We start from the raw sequence: 13,445 nt of genomic DNA, 5'->3' as shown, positions 1-13,445 counted from the left end.
CTACCGAATGCTCATCTGTCCGGCACATGAACGCCACCCGCATCGCCCTGCATGGCGACGGTGCGCGCGACCACTGTGCGGCATTTTTCTTTTTGGGTAATCGCTTCAGTTTTCGGACATCTCCGATGCCAAATTTCAGGGGTTCCCTGATTTTCGGGGGGCATGTCCGCTCGCAAAATGTCCGATTTTTTGACGACTTTGCTGCCACGCGCGATATGGCGCAATAAAGTTTCGTCAGAGGAGGGGCGATGCGGAAGAGACAATCGGGTGTCTTCTTGATTTCTGCGGCGGTGGCCGTCGCTGTCGTTGGGCTATTGATTTCGTTCTGGGGGATCAATCAATCGAGGCATATGCGTATCGAGAAAGCCGAGCGTGTGGGGGAGGCGTTAAAGGCGGTGGGTGGCCGGGTGGAGAGCTTTGTCGTAGCGCATCACCATGAAATCGACGCGCTTTTGAGGGACTCGAAACGAACCTTCGAAGTGAACGGCGTCACGTTCGTTCAGAAAAGCGATGCGTTAGGCCGTTTCGTCGGCAATCTGGATGCGACGACGCTCATCAAGGTGACCGGAGCAGTCGGTATGGGGACGACGCCGCCGGGTAACGTTGGAGAGTACGCTATTCGCGTGTATCCCGCGTGTGACGCGAAAGGCACCTGCAATGTCGAGACATTGACCTACATCAGTAAGCCCATGTTGAAACGCTACTCCGCGGAACCGGATATCGATGCAGCGGTCATTGCCGCACGCAAAATCGGTGCGTTGGGCGGCGTGTCTTCAGACGAGGGCAAGAAGGAATTCAGGTTCCTGGATTCTGGCGGAAGTACCGGTCGTGTATTCAACCCGGTTGGTGCGGCAGGACTGGTTGCCATCAGAGGGGGGTACGCCACAAGTGCCCAGAGCGTTTTCGTGCGACGCGATGGTTCCAAAATGAAAGGGCCGCTGGATTTTGAGGAACGTGACAAGAACGACAAAACGATTACCCGACATAACATCGTTGGTGTTGGCGAAGTTAAGGCGAACACCATTGTTGCGGACGGAAAAGTAAAAGCGAAGCAGATCGAGATCACGGGCAGTGCGAACATCAAAGGTGAACTCGACCTGAGCGATCAGGGCACGAATCACAGTATCGTTGGCGCGAAAGACATTACGGGTACGGGCACCCTTCAAGTCGGGCAGGCCAACGTAACCGGCACCGCTAACGTCGGGAGTCTGCATGCGTCGAAAGGTGCAACGCTGGGTGGGGCATTGAAGATGCAGGGCAAGAACATCGATGAGGCTGGCGACGTATCGGCCAAGAACTTGCTCACGGAGTCGTTTTCGGCGGAGTCCGGAGTCGTGCAGTTGAAGAAGGGCAAAATGGCTGGCACGACCTGTGACGTGTGGGGCCTGACGCGAGATGACGACGGCAAACTGCTTTCATGCCAACGGAGTTCGCCGGGCAGCAACTATTGGGTGTGGAAACTCGCCAGCACCCCGGGCAGCGTCAAGGAGGTGCCGAAGGAAATCATCAAGGAGATCGAAAAAGCAATTCTGGTCGACCAGCAGTGGAGGGTCTCGCGGTTTTCTCTTGCACCCAGCCGGGAGGGGGCGAAGCTTGGATCGGCATTGTATTTCTACGTTTCGTCTCGTCGAGACGCCAAAGTCCTGGCGTGCACGATCGTCAATGGAAACGGACAGGGCGCGGAGTTGCGGGCTGCGAAAGATCAGGGAAATTTTATTGTCACGCAGTCCCCGAGTGGACGTGAGCAATTGATCTGCCTGTCCAAGGGCTCCGGTACACCGAACGTGGGTGAAAATGCCTGGTATTGGTGGGGATGGCCGACCTTCGATGAGCATGGAGGCTATTTGGAAAGTGGACGCAAATCCACGAGGTGGAACTATACCCGGACCTACAGCACGATGCCGCCAATTCACGAGGCGTCGGTCAAACCGATTAGTGTGGTTGCCGACAAGGATGCGCGGAAGTTCAACGAGGAATTGCAGGTACTCTTTCGCACGTTTGGATTGGAGAGCACCCGATCTCAGCTGAACTACAGCATTGCGATGGTAACTACAACCGTCAACGGACGCTCCGACGGCAATTCATGGTGGCTTTTTTCGAGGCCTGCAAATATGGCTTCATGCAAGATCAGGGCAAATTTTAATGGAAGGCTCACCGGCGACGATGCTTCACTCACTTACGAACCGGGCGGCATCTGGTTCCATCGGCGTGCTGCCTACGGCGCAAATATCGTCCTGCAATGCGCAATAATGAGACAAGCTGACTGGCCGAGAGGTATGAGCGAATGCACTTTCTCAACTTGCCCGTTGCGTTGAATTGCCGCCTGCCGATTACCCTCCCCACCGCAAGTCCTTCCGCGCGTCACACCCTCGACATATTCCCCGGTTAATCTACCCGCCGATGTCTCCTTGCCTTGTCTTTGAGCCGCCCGGCGAATGCCGAGCGGCTTTTTTATTGCCCGCGCGCGGAGGGTGGTGACCTCAAAGGCGTCGGCGATTAGGAATAAACGTAAAGTGCAGCGACAAAGTCCCGAACTGCGCGAAATGTTGCGATTCTCCTGCCTCACACCCTGATTTCCCGGGGGACGACAGGCGGTTACGAAAGGAGACGCAATCGATGGAAAGTTGGCTCAATTCGGCGGTCGACGCGATTGGCGGGACGCTATCCGGCTACCCGCTGGTCATTGCCCTGCTTGGCGCGGGCTTGTATTTCACCTTGCGGTTCGGCGGCATTCAGATCCGCGCATTTGTGCATAGCGTCAGCTTGCTGCGCACTTCTGGCGGTACGTCTGGCATTTCCCCGTTTCAGGCCTTCGCGACCGGGCTCGCCAGCCGCGTCGGCACTGGCAATATCGCAGGTGTCGCGGTCGCGCTGACCATTGGCGGTCCGGGCGCTATTTTCTGGATGTGGATGACGGCGTTGCTGGGCATGGCCTCGGCGTTCGTCGAATCGACGCTCGCGCAAATCTTCAAAATTCCTCACCACGACAGCACGTTTCGCGGCGGACCGGCGTATTACATCCGGCTCGGACTCGGTTCGCACAAGTTCGCCGTCGTTTTCGCCGTGGTGTTGCTTTACACGTTCGGCTTTGCGCTGAACTCCGTGCAGTCCAATTCGATTGCGAATGCACTCGAAGCGGCATTCGGCTGGGAGCCGCAGTGGATCGGTATCTCGCTCGTGCTGCTGACCGCGCCGATCATCTATGGCGGGGTGCGGCGCGTGGCTCGCTTCGCACAATGGATCGTGCCGGTCATGGCCGTCTTGTATCTTGGTATGGCGGCGTACGTCTGTCTCGTGAACATCGATCAAATCCCCGGCATGATCGCCATGATCTGGCGTCATGCGTTCGGCCTTGAGCCAGCGGCGGGCGGCATTGTGGGATACGCTGTCGGTCAGGCGATGCTGATGGGCGTGAAGCGCGGCCTCTTCTCTAACGAGGCTGGCATGGGCAGTGCGCCCAACGCGGCGGCGGTGGCCACGACGAAGCATCCGGTGCAGCAGGGACTCATGCAGATGCTCGGCGTGTTTTTCGACACCATCGTCGTATGTTCGGCCACGGCATTCATGATTTTGCTTTCGGGGCAGTTCATCCCCGGCTCGGGACCGGAAGGCGCTGTGCTGACGCAACGCGCGCTGGGCGTGCACTTCGGCGACTGGGCAGTGATCTTCACCGGTATCACCGTATTTTTCCTCGCATATTCGAGCGTGCTCGGCAATTACGCGTTTGCCGAAGTGAATATGGACTTCCTGACGCAACGCGTGTGGCTCCTCAACATCTTCCGTGCCTTCGTTCTGCTCGCGGTCATGCTGGGTTCCGTCGCGAGCTTGCCGCTGGTGTGGAGCTTTGCCGATGTCGGCACGGCGTTGATGGCGTTCATCAACCTCGTCGCGATTGGCCTGTTGATACGTTACGCGCAGGCGGCGTGGTGCGACTATCAGACGCAACGCAAGGCGGGGGTTGCCGAACCCGTCTTCGCACGCGACGCATTGCCGCCCGAGTTGCGCGCGAAGTTGCCCGCGGATGTCTGGCCCGCGACGCGCGAGTCGAAGACCGCTGGCGATAAGGTGGCCGGTCGGCGCGGCGAAGATGCCGAGGATGCAATAACCCCGAACGCTGTCTGATCGAACGGCGCGGTCCGGAGCGCACCATCGTTCCAGACGCGTCAAAAAGCACAAGGGCCGGTGAGTCATCCTCACCGGCCCTTGCCGTTTTACTGCGGTGCCTTGCGCGCTAAGTGTCGACGCTCAGGCACGTCGATGGCTTACTTGCCGCTGACGGTTTCCAGCACGGTCCACTTGCCGTCCACGACCTTGTACAGCGTGATCGAGCCGTACTTCAGATCGCCCACGTTGTCGTAAGCCAGCTCACGCGTGGTTACGCCGGGCATGCTCGTCTTCGCCAGCGCCGGCAGGTACTTGGCCGGGTCCGTCGAGTTGGCCTTCTTCATGGCCGACATCATGGCCATTGCGCCATCGTAAGCGTACGGCGAGTACGTTTCCGGAGCAGCGCCGAACTTGGCCTTGTAGCGCGACTCGTAAGCGGCGCCACCGGGCATCTTGTCGAGCGGCAGACCGGCGAGCGAGACGACCGAACCGTTGGCGGCGTCACCGGCGATCTTCAGGAAGGCGTCCGACTTGACCATTTCGCCAGCCATCAGCGTGGCCTTGATACCGAGTTCGCGCATTTGCTTGGCGAGCGGGCCAGCTTGTGCGTCGGCACCGCCGTAGAACACCACGTCCGGGTTCGAGCGCTTCAGGTTCGTGAGAATGGCGCGGAAGTCCACGGCCTTGTCGTTGGCGAATTCGCGACGCACGATCTTGCCGCCGGCAGCCTTGGCGGCCTTTTCGAACTCGTCTGCGAGACCCTTACCGTAAGCGGTACGGTCATCCACGATGGCGATGTTCTTGAAGCCCAGCTTCTTGACAGCAAACGAGCCGACGACCGAACCCTGCTGGATGTCGGACGTCATCATGCGGAACGTCGTCTTGAAGCCCTGCTTGGTGTATTCCGGGGCCGTGGCCATGGCGATTTCAGGAATACCGGCCTGCGCGTAGATGCGCGACGCGGGAATGGTCGTGCCGGAGTTGAAGTGGCCGAGCATGCCCTTGATGCCGTTGTCGACCAGCTTCTGTGCAACGAGCGCGCCCTGACGCGGGTCGGCCGCATCGTCTTCGGATTGCAGCACGAACTTCACCGGCTTGCCTTCGATGGTCGGCTTGGTGGCGTTGTACTCGTCGATGGCCAGTTGAATGCCGTTCTGCATGTCCTTGCCGTAGTGGGCCTGTGCGCCCGTAAGCGGTGCGGCAAAACCAACCTTCACTTCCTGCGCCTGTTGCGCGTTAGCCGCGCCAAATGCGAGCAGCCCCGCGACTGCGACGGCGCTAGCCGTAAGCTTCGATTGCATCAACCCTCTCCTTGCATGTGTTTGTCGTGAGTGGCGTGTCTGCGGGATCGCCGCGGCACGCCTTTCTTGAAACGCCGTCAACATCGGGCCGGTTGACCCGTGGCGGCATCAATCGCAATCAAACGCAAAATGCGTCCGACGCGGCAGTATTGGATGGCTGCTCGCGTCGGTCAAGAGGGAGAAATTCCGATAGAAGGTGCTACCGCCTTATGGCGAAGGTTGCGCCACCGGAGCGTCGGTGCCACCGCCCATAACTTCGCCGGTCGATTTGCCTTCGCGAATGTCCTTCAGCATCGTTTCGGCGGCGGCGTAACGGGCCAGTACCTCGGCGCTCGGCGCACGATCCAGTCGGCTGACGACATACAGTGCCAGACCGCCCAGCGCGAAGCCCGGCACGATTTCGTACAGGTCGAACCAGCCGAATTGCTTCCAGATCAGGACGGTCGCCGCCCCGACCACGATGCCCGCCAGGGCCCCGTTACGCGTGACGCGCGGCCACAGCAGGGTAGCCAGTACCAGCGGACCGAAGGCCGCTCCGAAACCCGCCCAGGCATAGCTGACCATGCCCAGCACGCGGCTCTCCGGATCCATCGCGAGCAGCACGGCCACGACGGCCACGGCCAGCACCATGGCGCGACCGATCCACACGAGACGCTTCTGGCTCACCGGCCCGCGCGCAAAGGTCTTGTAGAGGTCTTCCGTGAGCGCGCTGGAGCACACCAGCAACTGGCACGACAGCGTGCTCATGACGGCTGCGAGAATCGCGGCCAGCAGTACGCCCGCAAGCCACGGCGTGAAGAGTTGCGTCGTGAGCGCCATGAAGATGGTTTCGGCGTTCGCCTGCACGCCCGCACCCAGCTCGGGACGCGCGCTATAGAACGCCAGACCGAAGAAGCCCACGGCCACCGCGCCCGCCAGGCACAGCACCATCCACGTCATGCAGATGCGACGCGCCTGCGGAATTGCCGCTGCCGAACGCGCGGCCATAAAGCGCACCAGAATGTGCGGCTGGCCGAAATAGCCGAGGCCCCACGCGAGCATCGAAATCACGCCGATGGGCGCGAGATCGCCGAACCAGTCGGTGTGTGCAGGATGCACGGCCGTGACTGCTGTGACCGCCGCGACCGGTCCGCCGTCGATGGTAATGACGGCAATCGGCGTGACGACGAGTGCTGCGAACATCAGCGAGGCCTGCACCGTGTCCGTCCAGCTCACAGCGAGGAAGCCGCCGATGAAGACGTAAGCGATGGTCGCGACCGCGCCGATCCACAGGGCGGTGTGATAGTCGAGTCCGAACATCGTCTCGAACAGACGTGCACCGGCCACCACGCCCGAGGCGCAATAGATCGTGAAGAACGTGAGAATCACGAGCGCCGTGACGATGCGCAATACGTGACTACGGTCGCCGAAGCGTTGCGTCAGGTATTCGGGCAGCGTCAGCGCGTTGCCGCAGACTTCCGTGTGTACCCGTAGCCGTGCCGCCACGAGACGCCAGTTGGCCCACGCGCCGATGGCCAGACCGATGGCGATCCAGACACCGGACAGGCCACCGACGTAGATTGCGCCGGGCAAGCCGAGCAGCAGCCAGCCGCTCATGTCGGAGGCGCCTGCGGACAGCGCGGTAACGAAGCTGCCGAGACGGCGTCCACCCAGAATGTAGTCCGAGAGGTTGTTGGTTGATCGGTAACCGAGCCAGCCGATCACCAGCATCAACAGCAAATAGACGGTGAACGAGACCGCCGTGGGATTCCAAAGGGACATGTTGCCTCCTTGTACGGCTCAGGAGCGCGCCGTGCCTGTCTTCCGGCATGACGAAAGGGGCAAACGCGTGCTGAAGACCGCAATGGCCGACGATACGTGTCGTCGGCACGGGTTAACCGCTCGAAGGCGGTGAGACGCGTTATATGTCGGGGGCGGGCGCGACGATACCCCGATTTCGCTCAAATTGCGCATGTACGCAATTAGCGGTGCGACGAAGGCGCAAGTGAAGTAACGATAGTGCGCAGGAATTACGGACGGTATTACAGAGGCTGCGGCGTGCGCTGGGAGCGGTCTTGTGCGAGACGTTTGAGGCGGGCGTTGCTGTGACGACGCATTCCGGATTCAGGGTGAAACCGGCGCGTTAGCGGGGAAATGACGGGATAACTGAAGGAAACGACACCGCCAGATTTAGGACGAATCCGGGAGGAGACGTCGCCAAATCCGGCGGGGTGACATCGATGGCTCGAAAGATCAGCCGATGGTCATGAGGTTGGCGTTACCGCCAGCGGCGGCCGTGTTGACCGACACCGAGCGTTCGCACAACAGACGTTCCAGCGCGTAGTCGTCGCCAGCCGCCAGTGCTTCGGGGGCGAGACCCTGCATCGACAGAATCGGACCGTTGCGCGTGGCGATGCGGCGGTTCAGGGCGCGCAACTCGTCGCTGTCACCTTCGAACAGCACCGCAGCCAGCGCCGCTTCGCTTGCGGCGTCTGCGCCGGCCGCCAGCACCGATGCACGTCCCTTGAGCGTCGCGGGCAACGCACCCACGAGTTCACGGGCGGCGGCGCTGTCGGTGAACACCGCGTTGTTACCCGTGGCCAGGACGGCCGCGAGTTGCGTGCGTGCACCGAGTGTCGTCGCCGCGACGCACAGCACCGGGCCACGCGGCTCCAGACCGTACGTGTTGCGCTCGCCGGTCGGTCCGGGCAGCACGGCGGTGGCGTCCAGTGCGGACGTCGCCAGATAACGGTCGACGCGATCGATGGCGGGGGCGCTGTCCGCTTGCTGACGGAGCCAGTCGCGGTAGTTCACGAGCGGTGAGAGCGCGGCTTCGTTGCGGTTCAGCTCCGGGGCGAGGGCGGCGGGACGCGTCGCCAGCAGTCGCGGCAGATACATCGGACCGCCCGCTTTCGGACCCGTCCCAGACAAACCTTCGCCGCCGAACGGTTGCACACCGACCACAGCACCGATCACGTTACGGTTCACATAGACGTTACCGACGTGCGCGCGCTCCGTCACATAAGCAATGGTCTCGTCGATCCGCGTGTGCACACCGAACGTCAGGCCGTAGCCCGTGCCGTTGATCTGGTCGAGCAGCTTGTCGAGTTGCGCGCGCTTGAAGCGAATCACGTGCAGCACCGGGCCGAAGACTTCGCGTTGCAGCGACTTCAGGTCGGTGAGCTCGATGAGCGTCGGCGGCACGAAGGTGCCGTGACGAGCGGCGTCCGGCAGCGTCAGTTGCTCGACCGGGAAGCCCTTGCCGCGCATCTGTTCGATGTGACGGGTGATGCCGTTCTGCGCTTCGGCGTCGATCACCGGGCCGACGTCGATGGACAGACGATCCGGGTTGCCGATGGCAAGCTCCTGCATCGCGCCCTTGAGCATGTGCAACGTCTTGTCGGCGATGTCGTCCTGCAAGCACAGCACGCGCAGGGCCGAGCAGCGCTGACCGGCCGAGTCGAAGGCCGAGGCGAGCACGTCGTACACGACCTGTTCGGGCAGCGCCGACGAGTCGACGATCATGGCGTTCTGACCGCCGGTCTCGGCGATCAGCGGGATCGGACGGCCATTGGCGTCCAGACGATCGGCCAGCGTGCGCGCGATGATGCGGGCGACTTCGGTCGAACCGGTGAACATCACGGCCTTGGTGCGGGCGTCGGCAACGAGCGCAGCACCGACGGTCTCGCCCGTGCCCGGCAGCAGTTGCAGTGCGCCGGAAGGCACACCGGCAGCTTGCATCAGACGCACGGCTTCGGCGGCGATGAGCGGGGTTTGCTCGGCCGGTTTGGCGATGACCGGGTTGCCGGCCGCCAGCGCTGCGGCGACCTGACCGACGAAGATGGCGAGCGGGAAGTTCCACGGGCTGATACACAGGACCGGGCCCAGCGGACGGTGCGTATCGTTCGAAAAGCCCTGACGGATCTGTGCGGCGTAGTAACGCAGGAAGTCGACGGCTTCACGAACTTCCGCAACCGCGTTCGGCAGCGACTTGCCCGCTTCACGCACGCACAGGCCCATGAGCGTAGGCATGTGGGCTTCGAGCAGATCGGCCGAGCGCATCAGGCAGTCGGCGCGTTCTTCGACCGGCGTGGCCTGCCAGATCGGGGCCGCCGCCACGGCGTGCGTGAGCGCGGCTTCCACGTCGGCGGACGTCGCTTCGATCACCTGACCCACGATGTCGCGAAGGTCTGCCGGGTTGCGTACGGCGCGCGGCGTGCCTGCGGTGCGTTCGCCGTCACCCAGCATGGGGGCGGCGCGCCACGGCGTGCCAGCACTGGCGAGCAGGGCCGACGACAATGAGGCCAGACGGTGTTCGTTCGAGAGATCGAAGCCCGACGAGTTGGCGCGCGACGTGCCGTACAGATCGCGCGGCAGCGGAATCTTGGCGTGCGGTGCGCCGAGCGGTTGCACCTTCTCGGCTTCGGTGATCGGGTCGGCGATCAGTTCGTCGACGCTGACGGTTTCGTCTGCAATACGGTTGACGAACGACGTGTTCGCGCCGTTTTCCAGCAGACGGCGTACGAGGTAAGCGAGCAGCGTTTCGTGCGTGCCGACCGGGGCGTACACGCGGCACGGTCGCGCCAGTTTGCCTGCGGCGATGGCCCCGACGACTTCCTCGTACAGCGGTTCACCCATGCCGTGCAGGCACTGGAACTCGTACTGGCCGGGGTAGTAGTTATTGCCCGCGAGGTGATAGATCGCCGACAGCGTGTACGCGTTGTGCGTGGCGAATTGCGGATAGATGGCATCCGGCACCGCGAGCAGCTTCTTCGCGCAGGCGAGGTACGAGACGTCCGTATAGATCTTGCGGGTGTAGACCGGATAGCCTTCGAGGCCGTCGACCTGCGCGCGCTTGATTTCGGTGTCCCAGTACGCGCCCTTGACCAGACGCACCATGATGCGGTGACGGCTGCGGCGCGCCAGATCGATGATGAAGTCGATCACGAACGGGCAGCGCTTCTGATACGCCTGCACCACGAAGCCGATGCCGTTCCAGCCAGCCAGTTCCGGATCGAAGCACAGCGCTTCGAGCAGATCGAGCGAGATTTCGAGTCGGTCGGCTTCTTCGGCGTCGATGTTCAGGCCGATGTCGTAGGAGCGGGCCAGCTTGGCCAGCGCCTGCACGCGCGGCAGCAGCTCGGTGACCGTGCGCTCGTGCTGGCTGCGCGAATAGCGCGGATGCAGGGCCGAGAGCTTGATCGAGATGCCCGGGCCTTCATAGATGCCGCGTCCGGCCGACGCTTTGCCGATGGCATGAATCGCCTGCTCGTAGCTGGCGTAGTAACGCTGCGCGTCTTCTTCCGTCGTCGCAGCTTCGCCGAGCATGTCGTACGAGTAGCGGAAGCCTTGGGCTTCGTACTTGCGGCTATTCGCGAGGGCTTCGGAGATGGTTTCACCGGTGACGAACTGCTCGCCCATCAGACGCATGGCGATGTCGACGCCCTTGCGGATGAGCGGTTCGCCGCCGCGGCCGATCAGGCGCGTGAGGGCCTTGGTCAGACCTGCCTCGCTCGTCGTGGTGACGAGCTTGCCGGTGATCATCAGGCCCCAGGTCGCGGCGTTGACGAACATCGACGGCGAGTTGCCCATATGAGCGTGCCAGTCGCCCTTGCTGATCTTGTCGCGGATGAGCGCGTCGCGCGTGGCCTTGTCGGGAATGCGCAGCAGCGCCTCGGCCAGACACATCAGCGCCACGCCTTCCTGGCTCGACAGCGAGAATTCGTGGATCAGACCTTCGACGCCGCCGCCGGTGCTCTTGCCGCGCAGGGCGACGACGAGCTTGCGGGCGAGATCGGACGCGAGCGTGGCCGTGGCCGGTGCGAGCTTGGCCTGACCGACGAGCACGGGCACGCACTCGGGTTCCGGACGACGGTACGCAGCCGTGATGGCCGCACGCAGCACCGATTGCGGCTGCACGTTCTGCGCGAACTCCAGGAACGGGTGCGGCACGGTGTCGTCGCCGGCATGGCCGTCGATCACCTCGGTGCCCGACTGGGTTGCACCGCTTAGCTCGGGCGGCAGCGCGCCGCTTTCGATGCGCTCCAGATAGGCAAAGATCGCCTGTTTGATGAGCCAGTGGGGAGTGCGCTCGATTTGCTGGGCGGCCGTCTTGAGACGGGTGCGCAGGATATCGTCGACCTTGACGCCGAGAGTGGTATTAGCCATGAGAAGGGACCCTGATGACGCGAAAACGCAAAAATGCGTGACACCCATAGCGGGTGAATGGCGGCATCGTAACCGGGTTTCGAAAGAGGTGCAACCAGAGTCAAAATTAGGGTTGCACCCCGGTACTGCTCATGGGCTAACCAACGACGTTACTTGTGGTCGGTGCCGTAAGTCGTGCCCAGATACTCGGAGATCAGCTTGACCTGATCTTCGGGAATCGGTGCACCGTAGACTTTCACCATCTTGGTCACTTCGGCGTGCCAGAACGCGGACGGCATGGGCGGCTGCGAATTGATGTAGTCGATGGAGTGGCACATCGCGCACCATGCGCTGGCGGCCTGATGGCCTGCGAGCGTCGACGCCTTGAGTTGCGACGTTTCCCGAGGCAACTTGATGTCGAGTGCATGGGCGGGTGTGACGGCCGTCAGGCCGAAGACGCCGAACAAGCCGCAAAGGCCGGACAGCAGGGCGGTGCCGCGCATCAGTTTCGAGAAGTTCATGATCGTCCCCCGCCTTAAGCCGCGACTACGCGCACGGTTTCCACCCCGTTGCGCAGATAGCCCGCCGGATTCCACAACGATTGCAGCGGTTGCGTGACCCCCGCGCGATTCGTCGCCCGAACTTTCAGAACATACTCGCCGGCTTGCGGCGGTGTGAACGACGCCGTCCATTCGCGGAAGGAGTACTTCGACAGCTCGTTGCCGAGTTTTGCGGCCTGCCATGTCTGGCCGCCGTCGGTTGAGAACTGCACGTCGCGAATGCCTTCGCCGCCGTCGAACGCAATGCCGCGCACGCGCATCGGTTTGCCCGCCGCCACTTGCTGGCCGTCGGTGTGACTGGTGACGAAGGAGCGCACGGTGAAGCGACCGATCGGTTTGGTCTTCTCGGGTGCTTTGCCCGGTTCGACACAGTTGCAGTCGTTATCGGGAATGCGGTAGGCGGTAGCCATCCAGAAGCCGTCGAACACTTTGTCCACGACGTTGATGTCCGCCAGGTGCTTGACCCAGTACGTGCCGTAGTAGCCCGGCACGACGAGGCGCACCGGAAAGCCGTTGAGCATTGGCAGGTCTTTGCCGTTCATCGCGAATGCGACCATCACTTCGCCGTCCATCGCGTGATCGAGGTCGAGCGCTTTCACGAATTCGGGCGTCGCCGGGACGATCGGGCGGTCGAGGCCTTCGAACGTCACTTGTTTCGCGCTGGCGGAAACCCCCGCGCGCTCAAGAATGCGCTTAAGCGGAATGCCGCGCCAGCGCGCGTTGCCCATCGCACCGTTGGCGATCTGGCCGCCGCCCACGCGAGGCTCGAAGAAGCCCCGGCTGTTGCCCGAACACTGATGCACGGCCACCAGTTCGACCGGTGCGCCGAAATCCTTCTTGAGCGACGCCAGCGAGATGTCGAGTGGCTTCGCGACGCTGCCGCCGACGCGAATCCGATGCTTCGCCGGATCGATGTCGGTCGGAATGCCCGCGAGGTGATAGCGCACGAAGAAGGCGTCGTTCGGCGTGATCAGGCCGTCGTTGAACACTTCGAACGGTGTTTCCAACTGCGGCGGACGTGCGGTCAGCCGGATCAGCGGACGCTTCTGCGGATACGCGACAAGTTCGCGCTCGCCATTCGCGAACGGCAGCGTCACCGTCTGCGGTGCGGTGGTGGCGGCGAGCACATCGAGTGCGCGGCCCGCGAGGCTGGCCCCGACGCCGAGCGCACCGGCACGTCGCAAAAATCGACGGCGCGACACTTCAGCCACAGCGGACTCGGCCGGTGACTCGGAAAAGGCGTATTCGGGAGGAACGAGAGAGGATGCGGTTTGCGGCGCCGTGGGGGCGGCGCTCCGGTCGTGCGACTTCATCGGATGTCTCCTGTAGGGACTTCTTATCGTTCAAATGCAGT

8 protein-coding genes are annotated in these 13,445 nt (G+C 62.5%); 3 read left to right on the top strand and 5 right to left on the bottom strand.

Annotated features, from left to right (window positions below; genetic code table 11):
- Nucleotides 1-26: 26 nt before the first annotated feature.
- From PCO31010_RS26765 to PCO31010_RS06915, 3 genes are all read left to right on the top strand, one after another.
- Nucleotides 27-227: a hypothetical protein gene (locus PCO31010_RS26765; protein ID WP_150663634.1), complete on the top strand. Its 201-nt coding sequence runs from the start codon at nucleotides 27-29 to the stop codon at nucleotides 225-227.
- A gap of 21 nt (nucleotides 228-248) precedes the next feature.
- Nucleotides 249-2,315, top strand: coding sequence for a bactofilin family protein (locus PCO31010_RS06920; RefSeq protein ID WP_150663633.1), 2,067 nt, complete (start codon nucleotides 249-251; stop codon nucleotides 2,313-2,315).
- A 301-nt stretch (nucleotides 2,316-2,616) separates the two neighbouring features.
- A complete protein-coding gene (locus PCO31010_RS06915) occupies nucleotides 2,617-4,122 on the top strand; it encodes an alanine/glycine:cation symporter family protein (protein WP_150663632.1) in 1,506 nt (501 codons plus the stop codon).
- 140 nt (nucleotides 4,123-4,262) lie between these two features.
- Here PCO31010_RS06915 and PCO31010_RS06910 read toward each other — a convergent pair whose 3' ends face one another.
- From PCO31010_RS06910 to sorA, 5 genes are all read right to left on the bottom strand, one after another.
- Nucleotides 4,263-5,405: a branched-chain amino acid ABC transporter substrate-binding protein gene (locus tag PCO31010_RS06910; protein WP_150663631.1), complete on the bottom strand. Its 1,143-nt coding sequence runs from the start codon at nucleotides 5,403-5,405 to the stop codon at nucleotides 4,263-4,265.
- Between the two features lie 207 nt (nucleotides 5,406-5,612).
- Nucleotides 5,613-7,166 carry a sodium/proline symporter PutP gene (gene putP, locus PCO31010_RS06905; RefSeq protein WP_150663630.1) on the bottom strand — a complete coding sequence of 518 codons (1,554 nt, stop codon included), beginning with the start codon at nucleotides 7,164-7,166 and terminating at the stop codon, nucleotides 5,613-5,615.
- A gap of 471 nt (nucleotides 7,167-7,637) precedes the next feature.
- Nucleotides 7,638-11,552, bottom strand: coding sequence for a trifunctional transcriptional regulator/proline dehydrogenase/L-glutamate gamma-semialdehyde dehydrogenase (putA, locus tag PCO31010_RS06900; protein ID WP_150663629.1), 3,915 nt, complete (start codon nucleotides 11,550-11,552; stop codon nucleotides 7,638-7,640).
- A gap of 149 nt (nucleotides 11,553-11,701) precedes the next feature.
- Nucleotides 11,702-12,052, bottom strand: a complete 351-nt coding sequence (gene sorB, locus PCO31010_RS06895; RefSeq protein WP_246184496.1) for a SorB family sulfite dehydrogenase c-type cytochrome subunit — start codon at nucleotides 12,050-12,052, stop codon at nucleotides 11,702-11,704.
- A 14-nt stretch (nucleotides 12,053-12,066) separates the two neighbouring features.
- Nucleotides 12,067-13,404, bottom strand: coding sequence for a SorA family sulfite dehydrogenase catalytic subunit (gene sorA / locus PCO31010_RS06890; protein WP_246184495.1), 1,338 nt, complete (start codon nucleotides 13,402-13,404; stop codon nucleotides 12,067-12,069).
- Between the last annotated feature and the right edge of the window lie 41 nt (nucleotides 13,405-13,445).

Source organism: Pandoraea commovens, assembly GCF_902459615.1.
GTDB lineage: Bacteria > Pseudomonadota > Gammaproteobacteria > Burkholderiales > Burkholderiaceae > Pandoraea > Pandoraea commovens.
The sequence above is the reverse complement of the archived record's forward strand: the minus strand, read 5'-3'. Positions and strand labels throughout refer to the sequence as shown.

Bases quoted from the DNA above. Each gene is read 5' to 3' on its own strand.
- sorB (WP_246184496.1), bottom strand. From the start codon at position 12,052: ATGAACTTCTCGAAACTGATGCGCGGCACCGCCCTGCTGTCCGGCCTT.
- PCO31010_RS06910 (WP_150663631.1), bottom strand. From the start codon at position 5,405: ATGCAATCGAAGCTTACGGCTAGCGCCGTCGCAGTCGCGGGGCTGCTC.
- putA (WP_150663629.1), bottom strand. From the start codon at position 11,552: ATGGCTAATACCACTCTCGGCGTCAAGGTCGACGATATCCTGCGCACC.
- PCO31010_RS06920 (WP_150663633.1), top strand. From the start codon at position 249: ATGCGGAAGAGACAATCGGGTGTCTTCTTGATTTCTGCGGCGGTGGCC.
- PCO31010_RS26765 (WP_150663634.1), top strand. From the start codon at position 27: ATGAACGCCACCCGCATCGCCCTGCATGGCGACGGTGCGCGCGACCAC.
- PCO31010_RS06915 (WP_150663632.1), top strand. From the start codon at position 2,617: ATGGAAAGTTGGCTCAATTCGGCGGTCGACGCGATTGGCGGGACGCTA.
- sorA (WP_246184495.1), bottom strand. From the start codon at position 13,404: ATGAAGTCGCACGACCGGAGCGCCGCCCCCACGGCGCCGCAAACCGCA.
- putP (WP_150663630.1), bottom strand. From the start codon at position 7,166: ATGTCCCTTTGGAATCCCACGGCGGTCTCGTTCACCGTCTATTTGCTG.